This is a genomic window from Mycobacterium sp. E136 (assembly GCF_001666865.1).
GTDB lineage: Bacteria > Actinomycetota > Actinomycetes > Mycobacteriales > Mycobacteriaceae > Mycobacterium.
Genome location: NZ_LZJE01000324.1, coordinates 1 through 17,664, shown reverse-complemented (window position 1 = coordinate 17,664; position 17,664 = coordinate 1). Strand labels below are relative to the sequence as shown.

Genomic DNA, 17,664 nt, shown 5'->3' with positions numbered 1-17,664 from the left:
CATGCTCCGCATGGCCAAGCGTGGTGGCACGGACTCGGAACGACGCGCTCGCGGAGATCAAACGCGGCGTCACCTCATCGATGCCGGGCGCGTCCTGTTCGTGGAGAAGGGCTACTTCAACACCAGCATCGGCGACTTGGTCACGACCTCGGGTGTCGGCACCCGCGGCGCCTTCTACCACCACTTCAAGGACAAGGCCGAGCTCTTCCGCGCAGTGTTCGAGGAGGTCGAGCGGGACCTCACCTTGCGGTCGCTGTCCTCCCCGCCGCGCGGAGCGGACTCGTGGGAGCGACTCTGCGCTGGTCTTCACGGCTTCCTCGAGTCTGCACTCGAACCCGAGGTGCAGCGCATCATGTTGGTCGACGGGCCTGTCGTCCTGGGCTGGCGGACACTGCGCGCGATCCAGGAGGACAACAGCATCGCGTTGATCAACGAGATGGTGCGCAATGCCGTCGCCGAAGGCAGCATCGACGATCTGCCCGTTGCCGAGCTCACGCACATGCTCGTCGCAGCGCTCGAGGAGGGCGCGCTTCTGGTGGCGCACGCGAAGAGCCCCGGCCGCGCACGCGGTCGTGCGGCACGGATACTCGACCGGCTGTTGCTCAGTTTCGCGACGGAGCCGCGCAAGGTAGTCAGGCGGTAGTAGTGATTGATTCGCGACTCGGGATGATGGCCTACCGTACGGAAATGAGCGTTTCCATTTTTGATTATTGTTCTTCTACCGGACTGATAATGTTGCTTCGCCCTCATCTCAAGGAGATCTGATGTCAGACGCGCCATCGCTGCGAGTCGCTGTAGTCGGAGCGTCTGCGGGTCTCGGCCGCTGCATCGGTATCGGGCTCGCGAAGGAGGGCGCTCGGGTCGCATTCCTTGCGCGGCGTCGTGACCGCCTCGAGAACGCCGCCAAGGAGGCGGGCAACGGTGCGGTGGCCGTCGCGTGCGACGTCACGGACGCGGACGCCTGTCAACGCGCCATGACCGACGTCGTCGACGAATTCGGCGGTCTCGACGCCCTCGTCTACACGACCGGCGTCGGCGTTCTCGCCCCGCTGACCGACGTGACGGCCGAGCAATGGGCAAATCTGTTCGCCACCAACGTCACCGGCGCCTCTCTCGTCACCGCGGCGGCTGCACCTCACCTCGCGGCTAACGCGGGGTCGGCGGTCTACCTCTCATCCCTCAGCGCTTCCTACTCTCCCCCCTGGCCCCTGCTGGGTGCCTACGCCGTATCGAAGGCGGCGTTGGACAAACTGGTCGAAGCCTGGCGCATCGAACATCCGAACATCAGCTTCACCCGGCTGGCGGTCGGCGACTGCTTCGGCGGTGAGGGAGACTCCCAGACCGAATTCAACAAGGCCTGGGATCCGCAGGCGCTCGAGAACGCCATCCGGTTCTGGATGGACAACGGTTACATGCAGGGCGGTCTCGTCGAGGCCGAGCACCTCGTCGACGTCGTGCACAACGTACTTCGTTGCGGAAACAGCAGTTTTATCCCCTACCTGACATTGGCTCCCAGACCGTCGGGGGCTGTAGCCGAACTTCGACAGTGGTGAAGGACACCCGGTGACACACGAATCGCGCATGCTCATCGACGGCAAGCTCGTCGAATCCGAAACGGGCCGGCAGTTCGACAACATCAACCCCGCGACCGAGGAGGTCCTCGGTGGCGCCGCCGACGGCACCCGCGCCGACATGGAACGGGCGGTGGCGGCCGCCCGCCACGCGTTCGACCACAGCGACTGGTCGCGAAACGGTGAAGCGAGGGCCGCAGGACTGCGTCAACTACAGGCGGCGCTGGAGGCTGAACGCGAAGAGATCCGCAGCGAGCTCATTGCAGAGGCCGGCTGCCCGCTGCTGAGCACGTTCGGGCCGCAGCTCGACGTCCCTCTCAAGGAGGCCTTGAGTTGGCCGGCCGACATGATCGCCCAGTTCCCCTGGAAGCGAACGCTTCCCGACAAAGATGCCTTCGGCATGGGCACACTCGCCGCGCGCGAAGTGTGGAAGGAACCCGTCGGGGTGGTCGGCGTCGTCACGCCGTGGAACTTCCCGGTCGAGATCATCCTCAACAAGATCGGGCCGATCCTGGCGATGGGCAACACGACGGTGCTCAAGCCGGCTCCCGATACGCCGTGGAACGCCACCCGCATCGGCCGGATCATCGCCGAGCAGACCGACATTCCACCCGGGGTGATCAACATCGTCACCTCGTCGGACCATCTGGTCGGCGAGGTGCTCTCGACCTCTCCCCTTGTGGACATGGTGGCCTTCACCGGGTCGACGGCGACCGGGCGACGCATCATGAAGGCGGCCGCCGACACCGTCAAGCCGACATTCCTCGAACTCGGCGGCAAGTCGGTGTATCTGGTGCTCGACGACGACGGCGACATCAGCTCGACGGTCGGCGGCAGCGCGTTCATCTCCATGCATGCCGGACAGGGCTGTGCCATGCCGACCCGGTTGCTGGTGCCCAACAGTCGATACGCCGAGGCGGTCGAGATCGTCAAGGTCGCCATGGAGAAGAACAAGTACGGTGACCCCACCGACCCCTCCGTGCTGCAAGGCCCCCAGGTATCGAAGCGCCAGCAGGACAGGGTGATGGGCTACATCGAGAAGGGCAAGCAGGAAGGGGCACGGGTCGTCACCGGCGGCAACATTCCTTCACACCTCGAGAAGGGATTCTTTGTCGAGCCTACGGTTTTCGCCGACGTCGACAACCGGATGACGATCGCCCAGGAGGAGATCTTCGGCCCGGTGCTGTCGGTCATCGGATTCGACGACGACGACGATGCGGTGCGGATCGCCAACGACTCCATCTACGGATTGTCGGGCGTGGTGTTCGCCAACGACCTGGAGCGGGCCAAGTCGGTGGCCGGCCGGATCCGCACCGGGACCCTCGGGATCAACGGCGGCCTCTGGTACGGCGCGGACGCTCCGTTCGGGGGCTACAAGCAATCCGGTGTCGGGCGGCAGTGCGGCATCGAAGGCCTCGAAATCTTCACCGAAACCAAGACTGTCGGCTGGCCAAAGGAGTCGTAGATGAAATCTCGAGCCGCCGTGCTGCGCGGAGTGGGCGTCGACTGGGAAGTCACCGACGTCGACCTGGACCCGCCCCGCGCCGGCGAGGTGCTGGTCAAGATGGCCTACGCCGGGATCTGCCATTCCGACGAGCATTTCTACACCGGCGACAGCGTGCCGAGTCCGGAGATGGAAGAACTGATGCGGGCCTCCGGCGTGCCGGTGCCCGAATGGTTCCCGATGCTCGGCGGCCACGAGGGCTCGGGTGTCGTCGAAGAGGTCGGCCCCGAAGTGAAGACGCTCAAACCCGGTGACCACGTGGCGATCTCGTTCCTGCCGGCGTGCGGCAACTGCCGTTGGTGCGCCAGCGGGTACACCTACCTCTGCGACGTCGGCGCCGACATCTACAGCAAGGCCATGACCACCGACGGCACCTGCAGGCGCCACATCGGCGGTGAAGACCTGATGGCCATGATGCAGGTCGGCACCTTCTCCGAGTACGTGGTGGCGTCCGAGCGCTCGCTGGTCAAGATCCACGACTGGATCCCGCTCGAGGCCGCATCGCTGGTTTCATGTGGCGTGACAACCGGTTTCGGCTCGGGATCGGTAGCGGCCGGCACCCAGCCCGGCGACACCGTCGTTGTCATCGGTGTCGGCGGTATCGGCATGAACGCCGTGCAGGGCGCCAAAGTCGCCGGCGCCAGACACATCGTCGCTGTCGACCCAAACGAGTTCAAACGCGAGATCGCGCCCACCTTCGGCGCGACGCACACCGCAGTCGACGCCGGCGCGGCCCTGGAACTGGTCAAGGAGATCACCTGGGGTGTGATGGCGGACCGCGTCGTGCTGACACCGGGCGTGGTGCCGGTCGACCTCGTGATGGTGGCGCTGATGCTGCTGCGCAAGGGAGGCACCTGCGTGCTCACCGGCATGGCGAAGGTCAGCGACATGATGGTCCCGCTGAGCCTGCCCGACATGGTGAGTTCCTGTAAGACCCTCAAAGGAGTGCTCTACGGCGAGATGAATCCTCGCGAAGCCATGCCACGGCTGCTGTCGATGTACGAGGCGGGCACCCTCAAACTCGACGAGTTGGTCACGCAGAAGTACAAGCTGGACGACATCAACGAGGCGATGAAGGATCTGCGCGCCGGGCGCAACCTCCGCGGCGTCATCGCTTTCTGAGGAAGCGGTGCCGCGCTTTTTACAGACGACGTGGAGCCGGTGCAGGGTAGAGTCGGTTTGATCAGGGGCTGAGCCCACGCCTCCCAGCGGTTTTTCCTGTCTGCAGGGGTGTGATGCTTTCGAGTTCCGATGTCGTCTTTCACAGTGACGACTTGAGCGCGACCGAGGACTTCCTCGTGCGCAACTACGCGAAGATGTCGATCGGCGGTCAGGGCGAGCGCCCTTCGACCCGGATCAGTCGAAAGTGGCTCGGCGAGATCAATTACGACGAGGCCCAGTTCTCCTACGAGATGTCCTACGACTCCGAGCCCCTCGACAAGGTGTGCCTGTGCCGCGTCCTCGACGGGCACATCGAGGATGACATCTTCGGCCAGCCCACAGATGTGTTGGCACCGGGCGACGTGGCGCTGGTGTCGCCCCCGCATCTGCCGTACTCCGGTCGGGTCCGCGAGGCCCGATACGACCTGATCATGTTCGATCCCGAACTGCTCGGCCGCGTGGCTTGCCCCGCATCCGGTCCGGGTGAACCGATCCGTCTTCTGAGCCATCGACCGGTCTCGGCGCGGGGCGCGCGGCTCCTCGACGCGACGTTCGACTTCGTCAAGCAGGTCGTGGATAGCGACCAGGAGGCGTCTCCCCTGGTCATGTCCACCGTTGCAATGCTGCTGGCCTCGGTCGTGGTGTCCGCGCTGCCCACCGACGCGGTGGCGGAACCGGAGGCGGCGGACGGCGCGGCCAGGCCCGCGCTGCTGCGCAAGGCGATCGCCTATATCGAGGCCAATGCCGCCGACGAGGTCACGGTCACCGATATCGCCGCCGCCGTGCACGTCACCCCCCGTACCCTGCAATACATGTTCAGGCGACACCTCGACGCGTCGCCGATGGAGTACCTGCGGCGGGTCCGGTTGGATCATGCTCATGGCGATCTGTCCCGTGAGGATCCCACCACGGCCTCGGTGAACGCGATTGCCCACCGGTGGGGCTTCACCCACACCGGTCGTTTCTCGAGCTTGTACCGCCAGACGTATGGACGCACACCCTCGGCCACACTGCGGAGTTGACCGATGAGCGGCGATGAATGCGTGAGAACCGAGGCACCGAATGCGGCGGCGGGGTGGCAGTCCGTTCCGCACCCGGTGCTGGTCATCGACCGCTCCGGGGTGATCCGCGGACTGAGTGCGAGCGCGCAGTCGCTGCTGGCCGACGCCGAGGTCGGACGGAGGCTGGCGGACGCGGCGCCGGAATGGCTGGTGCAGGCGCACGACAGTCTGATGCGACAGCGGTCCGGCGAGACCCGTGGTGAGCTCGGGGGGATCGCGTTCGAGGCGCGCCCCAGTTCACTGCCCGGCGGCGAAGTCGCGTGGTGGCTGATCGAGGACGCCGACCAATCGGTGCGCGACGCGCAACGGGATCTCGAGGTCCAGCGGGAGCGCGCGGCGCTGCTCGACGACGTCTCGGCCGTGTTGATGGCGTCGCTGAACGTCGAGCGCTGCATGGAGGCCACGGTGCAGATGGCCGACCGCCATCTGGCCGACGCGGCTGTCGTCGTCGCCCCCGTCAGGGACGACCGGATGCCGGTGGTCTGCAGCGGTCCCGACGGTGTCGCCGAGCACCGCAGCGTCGAAGCCGACCCGACCGAGATTTCCGGCCTCAGCGAGGCGCTCCGCGGGTTCCCCCCGGTGCCGTCGCGGTGGATCGATCCGGCGTCGGTGCCCGATTGGATGATTCCGTCGCACTTCGCCGGGCCGGTGGGTTCGGTGCTCATCACGCCGCTTCCTGGCCACGGCGTTCCGGCCGGCGCGCTGGTGTTGCTGCGCCGCGACTCGCAGTCGGCGTTCACCGAGAGCGAGGAGTTGTTCGCCCGCCTGTTCGCGACGCGCGCGGGTGCCGCGTTGTCGGCCGCGCGGCTGTACGCGGAGCAGTCGGCGATCACCCGCACGCTGATGCGCGACCTGCTCCCGCCTCGGCTGGCTCAGCACGGGGATTTCGAGCTCGCCGGCGGCTATCGCGCCTCGGATGACCACCAGCTGGTCGGTGGCGACTTCTACGACGTTCACCCCCCGCAGACACCGGACGGCGAAACGCTCGTGGTGCTCGGCGACGTCTGCGGCAAGGGTCTCGAGGCCGCGGTGCTCAGCGGCAAGATCCGCAACACCCTGCAGGCGTTGGCCCCGCTCGCCGATCAGCACGAGGCGGTGCTCAAGCTGCTCAACAGCGCCCTGCTGAGCCCGGACAACAGCCGCTTCGCCACCGTGGTGCTGGCCTCCATCTCACGCCGGGACGGCCAGTTGGTGGTGCGTATGACGTGCGCGGGGCATCCCCCGCCCCTCATCGTGCGCAACGACGGAACCGTCGAGCAGGCCGATACCCGGGGCATGTTGGTGGGCGCGCTGCCCCAGTTCAAGGCGCGCTCGTGCGAAACGACGCTGGCGCCCGGTGAAACGTGCCTGCTGTACACCGACGGCCTCACCGAGGCGCGCGGCGGCCCGCTCGGCGCGGAGGTGTTCGGCGACGAACGGTTGTCCGACGCGATGGCGCAATGCGCGGGGTTGCCCGCCGAGGCGGTCGTCGAGCGGATGATGATGCTGGCGTCGCAATGGGTAACCGGTCGGGACCATGACGATATGGCCGTCGTCGCCATCACGGCGCCGCGCCGGACACATCTCAGCGCCGTCGACGGCCGCACCCCAGGCAGGTACATCGCGTGAACAGTCAGAACACCGACGCAGCATCGGTGACCGAGCCGTCCGCCGTGCGCGACCGGTTGTGGGAGGCGGCGCTCGACGGTGACGAACAGACGGCGGTGGCCGTCGTCTTCGCGGCGGTGGACGCGGGCCTGTCACCCGAGGACGCACTGCTCGAGGTGATCGCCCCGGTCCAGCGCAAGGTCGGCACGGAGTGGGCGGCCAATCGGATCACCGTCGCGCAGGAACACGCGGCAACCGCGATCAACGACCGAGTCATCGCCGCTTTGGCACAGCACACGGCCGATAGGTCCACCGGGAATGCCGGACGCGTCACCGTCGCCTGCGTGGACGGGGAATGGCACGCGTTGCCCGCCCGCCTGCTCTCCGAAGTCCTGCGTCTGCGGGGCTGGCGGGTGGACTTCCTCGGCGCCCAGGTGCCGACGCCGCACCTGATCGCACATCTGCATCAGCACGCGCCCGACGCCGTCGCGTTGTCGTGTTCGATTCCGACCCGGCTGCCCACCGCCCATGCCGCCATCACGGCGTGCCAGGGGGCCGGCGTCTCGGTGCTCGTCGGTGGTGCGGCGTTCGGGCCGGACGGGCGCTACGCGCGACTGCTCGGTGCCGATGCGTGGGCGCCCGACGCCCGCGCCGCCGCGCAATGCCTGAGCGAGGGCATCGGACGGCTTCGACTGACGCCGAACAGGCAGGCCCACCAAGACCTCCCGCATCTAGTCGATCAGGAGTATTCGATGGTCAGCGCGTCAAAACCGCAGCTGGTCAAGACGACTGTGGCAGACCTGGAGGACCGCTTCCCCGCGATGCGGGACTACACCGAGGCGCAACGCGAACGCACCACCGAGGACATCGCCCACATCGTCGACTTCCTCGCGACCGCTCTCTACACCGATGACGACGAGCTGTTCACCGGTTTCATCGTGTGGACCGCCGAAGTGCTCAGTTCCCGCGGCGTCCCGGCCACGTCACTGATTCCCGGGCTGGAGTTGTTGGCCGCTCAGCTGCAAGACTTTCCGCGGACCCAGCGCATGCTGGCCGCCGCACGCACCGCCCTCGTCCCCGACTCCACACCGATCGCATGAAACTCACCCTGAAGTCCGAGATCACGATTCCCTCGGCACGCATTCACGTCGCCGGCGACCTCGACTACGGCCACACCGCGCCGTTGCTGGACGCCGTATCCGAGCTGATTTCCGCCAAAGCCGGCGTGCGAGAACTGCACCTGGATTTCACCGGACTCGGGTTCCTCGACTCCACTGGGCTGTCTGCCCTGTTGATCGTTCACCGCGAGGTGTCACGCTCCGGAGTAATGCTGCATCTCGACAACCGGCCACCCCACCTCGAGCGCGTCCTCGAGATCACCGGCCTTCTGGACCATTTCACCACCGTGCCGGTCGCCGCGTCACAACGCCCGGACGAGATCGAGATCGGTTGACCGGGACGGCGGGCCGGGTGGTGGCGCTCAAGCGCTACCCGGTGAAATCGATGCTCGGCGAGACACCCCAGCGTATCCGGGTCGGGCCCACGGGTGTCGAAGGCGACCGGCAGTACGCGCTGATCGACGAGGAGACGGGGCGTGTCGCGACCGCCAAACATCCACGCCGCTGGAGTGCGCTGCTGCAGTGCGCGTCGAGTACCGAGGAGGACGGCAGCGTCGCGGTCACGCTGCCCGACGGCCGCCGCATGCCGGTCACAGAGGTGGGTGCTCCCCTGTCCGAGATGCTGGGCCGCACCGTGCATGTCGCCGATGAACGGGCCGCGGGCGCGATCCTCGAACGGTCCGATCCGCTGGAGGTGCTCGAGCACGGCATCGACGCCGAGTTCGATCCGGTGCTGCTGGAACTCGGACAGGGCGCACCGGACGGCGCGTTCGTCGACCATTCCCCGGTGCACCTGATCACCACGGCAACGCTCGACGCGATCGGCGTCGGCTTGGATGAGGCGCTGCGGTATCGGCCGAACGTCATCATCGAAATGGCCGACGACACCGAACCTTTCGTGGAGAACGATTGGGTCGGCTCCGAGATCGCGCTCGGTGAGGTCACGCTCCGTGTCACCCTGACCACCCCGCGGTGTGCCGTGCCGACGCTCAAACACGGAGACACCACGCGCCTTCCGGATGCCGTGCGGTACCTGCTGGACCACAATCGGGTCGAGGTGCCCGAGTCGGGAAAACTGCCCTGCGCCGGGGTGTACGCCGAGGTCGTCGCCACGGGCGCCATCAGTACCGGCGACGAGGTGAGAGTCGGTCCGCCGCAGCAGCGGTGACGGCGCCGGTGACCCGTTCGACTATCGGGCTGTCGAGCTTCCAGCACTGCCAGAACAGCGGAACGTCGAGGTGCGCCTTCGCGATCCGCACGAATGATCCGTCGTCCAGGCGCGGTCCGGCCAACGCGTCCGGGAACATCCCCCAGCCCAGTCCCGCCTCTACCGCCGCTCCGAACCCCTCCGCCGTGGGCACGAAATGCTGGGGCCGGGCGATGTCACGGCGAAACACCCTGCGCACCAACATGTCCTGCAGCGCGTCGTCGCGGTTCCACGCCAATGACGGTGCGTGTGCGGCCGCGGCCGCGGTGAAGCCGTCGGGCAGATACCGGTCGCGATATCCAGGACTGGCCACCGGGACGTAACGCATCACCCCCAGCGGATGCACCCGGCACCCCGACACCGGTGCGCTCTCGGTCGTCACCGCGCCCATCACCACACCCTCACGCAACAGACGCGCCGAGTGGTCCTGATCTTCGATACGGATGTCGAACAGTACTTCGCCTAGTGCGGCGAACACCTCGGTGAACCACGTGGCCATTGAATCGGCGTTGACCGCCATGGCAATTCGAGGCTCGCTTCCGCTGCCGCCGGTCATCTCCGTGAGCGCCTCCGCCTCCAGCAGCGCGGTCTGTGCCGCCATACGCAACAGCGGAACACCGGCTGCGGTTGCAGTACAGGGTTTTTCGCGGACCACCAAGACCTGACCGACCCGTTGTTCGAGGGCCTTGATGCGCTGACTGACCGCCGACGGCGTGACATGCAACTGTGCCGCCGCCGCGTCGAACGAGCCGTGTTCGATCACCGCCGCGAACGCCGCCAGCTGCTGACCGTCGATCGCCACATTAGCAATGCTAATGCATCTACAGAAACATTAGCTGTACTGATCCCGTCGGCGATCTTACCGTCGACCCATGACCTCTCCCCTGGTGGTGGGCTTCCTGGCCTCGTTCGCGCTGATCGCGGCGATCGGCGCGCAGAACGCGTTCGTGCTCCGCCAGGGGATCCGCGGCGAGCATGTGCTGGCGGTCGCAACTTTGTGCACGCTGTCCGACATCGTGCTGATCGCCGCCGGCATCGCCGGGTTCGGCGTGGTGATCAACGCACATCCCGCCGCGGTCGACGTCGCCAGATTCGGCGGGGCGGTGTTCCTCATCGGTTACGGCGCGCTCGCGGCGCGGCGCGCGATGCGGCCGTCGGCGCTGACGCCCTCGGAGAAAGGCCCGGCGCGGCTACTCGAAGTGCTCGTCACCTGCCTCGCCCTGACCTGGCTCAACCCGCACGTCTACCTCGACACCGTGGTGCTGCTCGGCACGCTGGCCAACGAGCATCGCGACGGACGCTGGCTGTTCGGCGTCGGGGCCATCACCGCCAGCGCGATCTGGTTCTTCAGCCTCGGTCTGGGCGCACGCCGGCTCGCAGGGTGGTTCGCGACCCCGACGACGTGGCGCATCCTCGACGGCGTGATCGCGGTCGCGATGGTCGGGCTCGGGCTGTCGCTGGCGTTCACCTGACACCGCGCTGACGTCATATCCGCCGGAGCGGGTATGAAGAGGTGATGACGATGCGCCTTACCTCCCGCAAAACCGTGTTCATCACCGGCGCCGCCGCCGGCATCGGCCGCGCCACCGCGCTGACGTTCGCCCGCAACGGATACGTGGTCGGGGGATACGACATCGACGAAATCGGGCTCAAATCACTGGCCGACGAGATCGAGCGGTCGGGCGGCGTCGCGCACACCGGCCACCTCGACGTCACCGACCCCGACGAGATGGCCACGCGGGTGCGGGAGTTCGCCGAGGCCGCTGGTGACCGCCTCGACGTGATGATCAACAACGCGGGGATCCTGCGGGCCGGCCGATTCGAGGAGATGGACGTCGCCGGCCATCACAAGGAGATCGACATCAACGTCAAGGGTGTCGTCAACGGCTTGTACGCGGCGTTTCCCTACCTGCGCAAGACCCGGAACTCCGTCGTCGTGAACCTCTCGTCGGCGTCCGCGATCTACGGGCAGGCCGAGTTGGCCAACTACAGCGCGACGAAATTCTTCGTCCGCGGAATCACCGAGGCACTCGACATCGAATGGAATCGGTACGGCATCCGCGTCATCGCGATGTGGCCGCTGTACGTGCAGACCGCGATGACCCACGACATCAAGACCGGCACGACGGACTCGCTCGGCATCCGGCTCACGGCCCAGGACATCGCCGATGCGATCGTCGAGGCCATCGAACCGGCGCGCCTGCGACGCCTGATCCATCAGGTGCACTTCCCGGTCGGAACGCAGACCAAGGTGATGACCATCGCGTCCCGGTTCTCGCCGGGTTGGCTGACCCGGTACGCCAACAAGAAGCTGTCGCACTCTTGATGTTCGACTGAGTTTCGATTCGCGCTGATCCCAACGGGTGACCACAGGCGGCGCCCGACGTACGTTCCGCGCATGAACGAGGACTGGCTCGCCGTCATTGTCGGCCTTTCGCTGCTCGCACTCGTCTTGGTGGGCGCGATTCCGGGAAGCGTGATCCCGTGACCGAACAGGCGACGGCCGCTCCGAAGCAGCAGACCGCCGGGGTCGGCTACGCCGTCGCCGGGGTGCTGGTGGTGCTCGCACTGGGCGCCGTGACGCGGTTCCTGGAAACACAGGTGCCGCGGTGGGCCGACGGCACTGCGTTCTTGGGCATCGCCAAGTCCATCGAATTCCCGGTCTACGCAATCGCTCTGGGCTTGCTAGGCAACTTCGTTCTGTCGCGGCTGGCCCTGCGCGATGCGCTGGCGCGTGGGTTCCGCACCGAGTTCTTCATCAAGACGGGCCTGGTTCTGCTCGGTGCGTCGATCAACCTCAAGGTGCTCGTCACCGCGGCGGGCCCAGCGATCATCCAGGCGCTGCTGCTGATCTCGATCGTGTTCGGCTTCACCTGGTGGCTCGGCGGTGTGCTGCGGCTCGAGGACAAACTGCGGGCGCTTCTCGCGTCGGCGGTGTCGATCTGCGGGGTGAGCGCGGCGATCGCAGCGGCAGGAGCCGTGCAGGCCAAGCGCGAACAGCTCGCGTACGCGGCCTCCCTGGTGATCGCGTTCGCACTGCCGTCGATCTTCCTGTTGCCCTGGCTCGCAGACGTTTTCAACCTCTCCGATGCGGTGGCCGGCGCCTGGATCGGCGGCAACATCGACACCACCGCCGCCGTCGCCGCGTCCGGGGCCATCGCCGGCGAGGACGCACTGCAGATCGCGACGATCGTCAAGACCACGCAGAACGCGTTGATCGGCATCGTCGCGATCGCGCTGACCGCCTACTTCGCGCTCAAGGTCGAACGCAAGTCGGCCGCGGAGGCCAAGCCGTCACTCGGGCAGTTCTGGGAGCGTTTCCCCAAGTTCGTGCTCGGTTTCATCGCCGCGTCGATCGTCGGCACGCTGTACCTGGCGTGGGGCGGGAACAAGTCGGCGATCAGCACGGTCAACGACCTGCGGACCTGGTTCCTGATCTTCGCGTTCGTCGCGATCGGCCTGGAGTTCTCGCTCAAGGGGCTCAAAGAGGCAGGTTGGCGCCCGGTCGCGCTGTTCGCCTCGGCGACCTTGGTGAACATCGTCGTGGCGCTCGGCCTCGCCGTCGTGTTGTTCGGGAACTTCCAGGTCGGTTAGCTACGCTCGCCGGGTGGCCAAGGGGCTGAATCGACGAGGCTTCCTGACGGTGAGCGCGGGCGCGGCGCTCGTCGTCGCCGGGTTCACGGCCGGATGCGGTTCGGACAAGCCCGGCACCGTGGCTCGAGACGGCTCGGTCACCGTCAAGCACGCCTTCGGCGAGACCAAGATCCCCGCACCCCCCAAGCGGGTGGTCAGCGCAGGACTGACCGGGCAGGACGACCTGCTCGCGCTCGGGGTCGTGCCGATCGCGGTGACCGAATGGTTCGGCGGCGAACCGTTCGCGGTATGGGCGTGGGCGCGAGCGAAACTCGGATCGGCGCAGCCGACCGTGCTCAGCCTCGCCGACGGCATCCAGGTCGATCAGATCGCGGCGCTGAAGCCGGACCTGATCGTCGCCACCAACGCCGGGTTGGACGCCGACACCTACTCGAGGCTGTCCGAGATCGCGCCGACGGTCGCGCAGTCCGGCAGGGAGGCGTTCTTCGAACCGTGGAAAGACCAGGCCACCACGATCGGCCAGGCGGTCTTCAAACACGATGAGATGCAGGCGTTGATCGCCGGCGTCGGCGACAAATTCATCGCGGTGTCCGAGGGCAATCCCGGGTTCTCAGGCAAGACGGCGGCGCTGTTGCGTGGTCAGCTGGCCGACGGGCAACCGCAGAGCCTGACGCCCGCATGGCGCGCGGAGTTCCTCACGGCGATGGGATTACAAGTCGTCGAGGGACTCGACGCCGAAGTGCTGATCTGGGCCACCGAGTCCGACGAGGAACAAGCCGCGCTGCTGGCCGACCCGCAGATCGCGGGGCGCGGCAAGGCCAACATCTTCACGGGCAAGGAGCTCGCCGGCGCGATTGCATTTGCCTCCCCGCTGTCCTATCCCCTGCTGGCCGACCAACTGCCGCCGCGCATCGTCGAAGCCCTGGCCTGACCCGCGAGGTGCCGCTCGTCGAACGTGCGCTCAGGACGAAATCTGAGCCTGCTTTTCGCGCTGAGTGCACGCTCGGCGACATTGGGACGTGGTCCTGAGAAGATTGCGCGGTGACCGCCGACATCGAGACCGAGCACCGCGGGTTCGCGACCACGGGGTCGGCGTACTACCCGACGCTGGTCGCGGTGTTCACCGGTCTGGTGCTGATCTCCAACGTGGCCGCCACCAAGGGCATCGCCTTCGGCCCGCTCATCGGGGACTGGTCGCTGATCACCGACGGCGGCTTCGTCGTCTTCCCACTGACCTACGTGATCGGCGACGTGCTGTCGGAGGTCTACGGATTCAAGGCCACCCGGCGCGCCATCTACATCGCGTTCGTGATGGAGGCGCTCGCCGCGTTCACGTTCTGGCTCACCGCCGTGCTGCCGCCCGCCGACTTCTACACCAACCAGGCGGCTTTCGAGGCGGTGATGAAGCCGTTCACGCTGTTGATCGTCGCGGGCCTGGCCGGCTTCCTCGTCGGGCAGACGCTCAATGCGTGGGTCGTCGTCAAGATCAAGATGCGGGTGGGCGAGAAACAGCTGTGGGCACGGCTGATCGGATCCACCGTCGTCGGGGAGTTCGCCGACACCCTGGTGTTCTGCAGCATCGCGGCCGCCGCCATCGGGATCAACACCTGGCGCGACTTCATCACGTATGTCGCGCTCGGGTGGGTCTACAAGACGGCGGTGGAGGTGGTCGTGCTACCCGTGACGTACCGGGTGATCGCCTTCATCAAGCGCCGCGAACCGACGTATCGGCCCGCCGCTTGAGGCATCGCTAAAACTCCTCTGGCAAGGCTCATAGAGCAGGCGTATTGCTAGCTACTCGCGGGTAATTTCGAGTCATGACCGTGACAGCCGAAAAGGAACATGACGTGCGGGGCACCGGCGCCATTCCGATCCGCGACTACGGAGACCAAGCGCTGCTGCTCGAACTCGAGACCACCGCCGAGGTACTGGCGTGGGCCGACGCGATCCGCGAGGCCGACCTGCCCGGTGTCCTCGACATCGTGCCTGCCGCCCGGACCGTGTTGCTCAAACTCGCAGGTCCCCGCTATCAGGCTCCGACCCGGCAGCGACTCAGCGGACTGCGGACCGACGTCGACCCGGAAGCCGAACTGACGCCGCCTGCCGACGGCCGCGCCGACCTCACCATCGACGTCGTCTACGACGGGCAGGATCTCGACGAGGTGGCCCGACTGACGGGGCTCAGTCGCGACGACGTGGTCGCCGCGCACACCGGCAGCCTCTGGCGGGTCGGGTTCGGTGGGTTCGCACCGGGTTTCGCCTACCTCGTCGGCGGTGATCGTCGACTCGAGGTGCCGCGGCGCTCCGAGCCGCGCACGAAAGTCCCGACGGGCTCCGTCGGTCTGGCAGGTGAGTTCAGCGGTGTCTATCCGCGGGAGTCTCCCGGCGGCTGGCAGCTGATCGGCCGCACCTCTGCGGTGCTGTGGGACATCGAACGGGAGAATCCGGCGCTGCTGACGGCGGGCATGTGGATCCAGTTCAAGGCGGTCGAATCATGACGACGACGCTCGAGATCCTGCGTTCCGGTCCGCTCTCGCTGATCGAAGACCTGGGTCGTCCCGGCCTTGCACACATGGGCGTCGGCCGCTCCGGGGCCGCCGACCGCCGCTCGCACACACTGGCCAACCGGCTGGTGGCCAACCCCGGCGACCGGGCCACCATCGAGGTGACCTTCGGCGGGCTAGCGGCGCGTGTGCGCGGCGGCGACATCGCGATCGCCGTTACCGGCGCCGACACCGACCCGTCCGTCGACGGAGTCCTTTTCGGCACCAACAGCATTCATTACGCCCGCGACGGCGAGGTGATTTCGCTGGGCTCACCGCGCTCCGGCCTGCGGACGTACCTGGCCGTGCGCGGCGGCATCGACGTGGACCCGGTTCTCGGCTCGCGGTCCTACGACGTGATGTCGGCGATCGGCCCTCAGCCGCTGCAGCCGGGCGACGTGTTGCCGGTCGGCGAGCACACCGAGGATTTCCCCGAGCTCGACCAGGCGCCCGTGGCAGCGATCGAGGACGACGTGCTCGAGCTGACTGTGGTGCCCGGGCCCCGCGACGACTGGTTCGTCGACCCGGACGTCTTGGTTCGCACCAACTGGCAGGCCACCAACAAGAGCGACCGGGTGGGCATGCGACTGGTCGGGATGCCGCTCGAGTACCGGTGGCCGGACCGGCAGCTCTCCAGCGAGGGCGCCACGCGCGGCGCAATTCAGGTGCCGCCGAACGGTTTTCCGGTCATCCTCGGCCCCGATCACCCCGTGACGGGCGGATATCCGGTGATCGGTGTGGTGGCCGAGGAGGACATCGACAAGGTCGCGCAGGTGCGTCCCGGACAGACCGTGCGGATGCATTGGTCGCGGCCGCGCCGACCGTTCGGGGGCCGTTAGTCACACCGCGCTGGTAGAAAAGCAGTGTGCATGTTCAGGACCCTCTCGTTCCCGTCGTGCGCATCCACAGCGCACGGCTGATCCACACTTCCGACCTCGATCCGGAAACGCGCGAGGACGCCAAGCGCATGGTGATCGACGCTTTCGAGGGCGAGTTCACCGAGGTCGACTGGGAGCACTCGCTCGGCGGCATGCACGCAATGATCTTCGACCACGGCGCGCTGATCGCCCACGCGGCCGTGGTGCAACGGCGGCTGCTCTACCGCAACACCGCGCTGCGGTGCGGTTACGTCGAAGCGGTCGCGGTCCGCGAGGACTGGCGCGGGCAGGGCCTGGCCCGCGCCGTGATGGACGCGGCCGAGCAGGTGATCCGCGGGGCGTATCAGCTGGGCGCGCTCAGCGCGACCGAGGCAGGCAGACCCATCTACATCGCGCGCGGTTGGCTGCCGTGGCGCGGTCCGACGTCCGTGCTCGCGCCGGCCGGGCTGACCCGAACTCCCGACGACGACAACGCGCTGTTCGTTCTGCCGGTCAGCGTCGACCTCGACACCGCCGCCGAGATCACCTGCGATTGGCGCGAGGGCGACGTCTGGTGAGACTCACAACTCGTTCCGGCGCGAGGTGAGGTGAAGTTCACGGCCGGGTCACCGCACGGCACGCCGACGCAATAACGCCTCGTTAACGTGCGATTCATGAGTGGGTGCAGGCTGCGGGCGGTGCCGACACGCCTCCGAAATGGTCAAGTAATCGCTTGGAAACATGCGCTGCCTACACAGGTCCCATGACTGAGCCCGACTGGGCGCCGCTGACCGGATTCCGGGTGGCCGTGACCTCCGCCCGGCGCGCCGACGAGCTGAGCGCGCTGCTGCGCCGCCGCGGCGCGACGGTGACCAGCGCGGCGGCGATCCAGATGGTGCCGCTGCCCGACGATGATGAGTTGCGCGCCCACACCGAGGCCCTGATCGACGTGCCGCCGGACATCGTGATCGCCACGACAGGGATCGGATTTCGCGGCTGGGTCGCGGCGGCCGACGGGTGGGGGCTGGCCGGCGACCTGACCGCCGCGCTCGCGAAGGCGCGCGTCGTGTCCCGCGGCCCCAAGGCGACCGGTGCGCTGCGCGCGGCCGGACTGCCCGAGGAGTGGTCGCCGGACTCGGAGTCGTCCCGCGAGCTGCTGCACTACCTGGTCGAGGGCGGTATTGCCGGGCAGCGCATCGCGGTGCAGCTGCACGGAGCCACCGAGGAGTGGGACCCGTTCCCGGAGTTCCTCGACGAGTTGCGCGCCGCCGGCGCCGAGGTCGTGCCGATCCGGGTGTACCGATGGCATCCCGCGCCGCACAACGGCGATTTCGACCAGCTGGTGGCGGGCATTGCCGACGAGAAGTTCGACGCGGTGAGCTTCACCTCGGCGCCCGCGGTGGCGTCGGTGTTGTTGCGGGCCCGGGAGATGGGCCTGGAGAACCGGGTGCTCGCCGCGTT

Annotated in this window: 19 protein-coding genes; 18 read left to right on the top strand and 1 reads right to left on the bottom strand. The window is 67.3% G+C overall.

The genetic code is table 11. The features are described from left to right. The first annotated feature begins 10 nt into the window (after positions 1 to 10). The 9 genes from A5698_RS21585 to A5698_RS21545 all read left to right on the top strand — a co-directional run bounded on the left by A5698_RS21585 (position 11) and on the right by A5698_RS21545 (position 9,170). Positions 11 to 643 carry a TetR/AcrR family transcriptional regulator gene (locus tag A5698_RS21585; protein WP_068300966.1) on the top strand — a complete coding sequence of 211 codons (633 nt, stop codon included), beginning with the start codon at positions 11 to 13 and terminating at the stop codon, positions 641 to 643. Positions 644 to 764: 121 nt separating this feature from the next. Beyond that, complete coding sequence (locus tag A5698_RS21580) at positions 765 to 1,553, top strand: SDR family oxidoreductase (protein WP_068300870.1); 789 nt, start codon at positions 765 to 767, stop codon at positions 1,551 to 1,553. 28 nt (positions 1,554 to 1,581) lie between these two features. Next, entirely contained in the window at positions 1,582 to 3,036 is a 1,455-nt protein-coding gene (locus A5698_RS21575; protein ID WP_068300964.1) for an aldehyde dehydrogenase family protein, read from the top strand. Continuing rightward, positions 3,037 to 4,197, top strand: a complete 1,161-nt coding sequence (locus A5698_RS21570) for an NDMA-dependent alcohol dehydrogenase (RefSeq protein WP_068300869.1) — start codon at positions 3,037 to 3,039, stop codon at positions 4,195 to 4,197. A gap of 152 nt (positions 4,198 to 4,349) precedes the next feature. Beyond that, positions 4,350 to 5,258 carry a helix-turn-helix transcriptional regulator gene (locus A5698_RS21565; RefSeq protein ID WP_231967487.1) on the top strand — a complete coding sequence of 303 codons (909 nt, stop codon included), beginning with the start codon at positions 4,350 to 4,352 and terminating at the stop codon, positions 5,256 to 5,258. A gap of 3 nt (positions 5,259 to 5,261) precedes the next feature. After that, positions 5,262 to 6,905, top strand: a complete 1,644-nt coding sequence (locus tag A5698_RS21560; protein WP_067083298.1) for a GAF domain-containing SpoIIE family protein phosphatase — start codon at positions 5,262 to 5,264, stop codon at positions 6,903 to 6,905. A gap of 26 nt (positions 6,906 to 6,931) precedes the next feature. Beyond that, the gene (locus tag A5698_RS21555; protein WP_068300962.1) at positions 6,932 to 7,984 is read left to right on the top strand and encodes a cobalamin B12-binding domain-containing protein; all 1,053 of its coding nucleotides are present in this window, start codon (positions 6,932 to 6,934) and stop codon (positions 7,982 to 7,984) included. Then, positions 7,981 to 8,337 carry an STAS domain-containing protein gene (locus tag A5698_RS21550; protein WP_068300865.1) on the top strand — a complete coding sequence of 119 codons (357 nt, stop codon included), beginning with the start codon at positions 7,981 to 7,983 and terminating at the stop codon, positions 8,335 to 8,337. The genes A5698_RS21555 and A5698_RS21550 overlap by 4 nt, the downstream gene beginning before the upstream one ends. Next, complete coding sequence (locus A5698_RS21545) at positions 8,334 to 9,170, top strand: MOSC domain-containing protein (protein ID WP_068300861.1); 837 nt, start codon at positions 8,334 to 8,336, stop codon at positions 9,168 to 9,170. Before A5698_RS21550 ends, A5698_RS21545 begins: the two co-directional genes overlap by 4 nt. Here A5698_RS21545 and A5698_RS21540 read toward each other — a convergent pair. Continuing rightward, on the bottom strand, positions 9,124 to 10,011 hold the full coding sequence (locus tag A5698_RS21540) for a LysR family transcriptional regulator ArgP (protein WP_068300857.1): 888 nt from the start codon (positions 10,009 to 10,011) through the stop codon (positions 9,124 to 9,126). The two genes, A5698_RS21545 and A5698_RS21540, sit on opposite strands and share 47 nt — an antisense overlap. Before the next feature lie 70 nt (positions 10,012 to 10,081). Here A5698_RS21540 and lysE point away from each other — a divergent pair, with 70 nt between their 5' ends. From lysE to A5698_RS21495, 9 genes are all read left to right on the top strand, one after another. Beyond that, the gene (gene lysE / locus A5698_RS21535; protein ID WP_068300855.1) at positions 10,082 to 10,681 is read left to right on the top strand and encodes an L-lysine exporter; all 600 of its coding nucleotides are present in this window, start codon (positions 10,082 to 10,084) and stop codon (positions 10,679 to 10,681) included. A gap of 50 nt (positions 10,682 to 10,731) precedes the next feature. Then, complete coding sequence (locus A5698_RS21530) at positions 10,732 to 11,535, top strand: SDR family oxidoreductase (protein WP_502688971.1); 804 nt, start codon at positions 10,732 to 10,734, stop codon at positions 11,533 to 11,535. A gap of 158 nt (positions 11,536 to 11,693) precedes the next feature. Continuing rightward, positions 11,694 to 12,803 (top strand): YeiH family protein, encoded by a 1,110-nt coding sequence (locus A5698_RS21525; protein WP_067083310.1) that lies wholly within the window; start codon positions 11,694 to 11,696, stop codon positions 12,801 to 12,803. Positions 12,804 to 12,816: 13 nt separating this feature from the next. Continuing rightward, positions 12,817 to 13,734, top strand: a complete 918-nt coding sequence (locus A5698_RS21520; protein ID WP_068300851.1) for an ABC transporter substrate-binding protein — start codon at positions 12,817 to 12,819, stop codon at positions 13,732 to 13,734. A 110-nt stretch (positions 13,735 to 13,844) separates the two neighbouring features. Next, entirely contained in the window at positions 13,845 to 14,546 is a 702-nt protein-coding gene (locus tag A5698_RS21515; protein ID WP_067083313.1) for a queuosine precursor transporter, read from the top strand. Positions 14,547 to 14,620: 74 nt separating this feature from the next. Next, a complete protein-coding gene (locus A5698_RS21510; RefSeq protein ID WP_067083315.1) occupies positions 14,621 to 15,301 on the top strand; it encodes a 5-oxoprolinase subunit B family protein in 681 nt (226 codons plus the stop codon). Then, on the top strand, positions 15,298 to 16,185 hold the full coding sequence (locus tag A5698_RS21505) for a 5-oxoprolinase/urea amidolyase family protein (RefSeq protein WP_068300850.1): 888 nt from the start codon (positions 15,298 to 15,300) through the stop codon (positions 16,183 to 16,185). Before A5698_RS21510 ends, A5698_RS21505 begins: the two co-directional genes overlap by 4 nt. Positions 16,186 to 16,211: 26 nt before the next feature. Then, positions 16,212 to 16,781, top strand: a complete 570-nt coding sequence (locus A5698_RS21500; RefSeq protein ID WP_067083319.1) for a GNAT family N-acetyltransferase — start codon at positions 16,212 to 16,214, stop codon at positions 16,779 to 16,781. A gap of 185 nt (positions 16,782 to 16,966) precedes the next feature. Beyond that, positions 16,967 to 17,664, top strand: a 698-nt coding sequence (locus A5698_RS21495; RefSeq protein WP_084792556.1) for a uroporphyrinogen-III synthase, incomplete at its 3' end; no start/stop codon positions are given.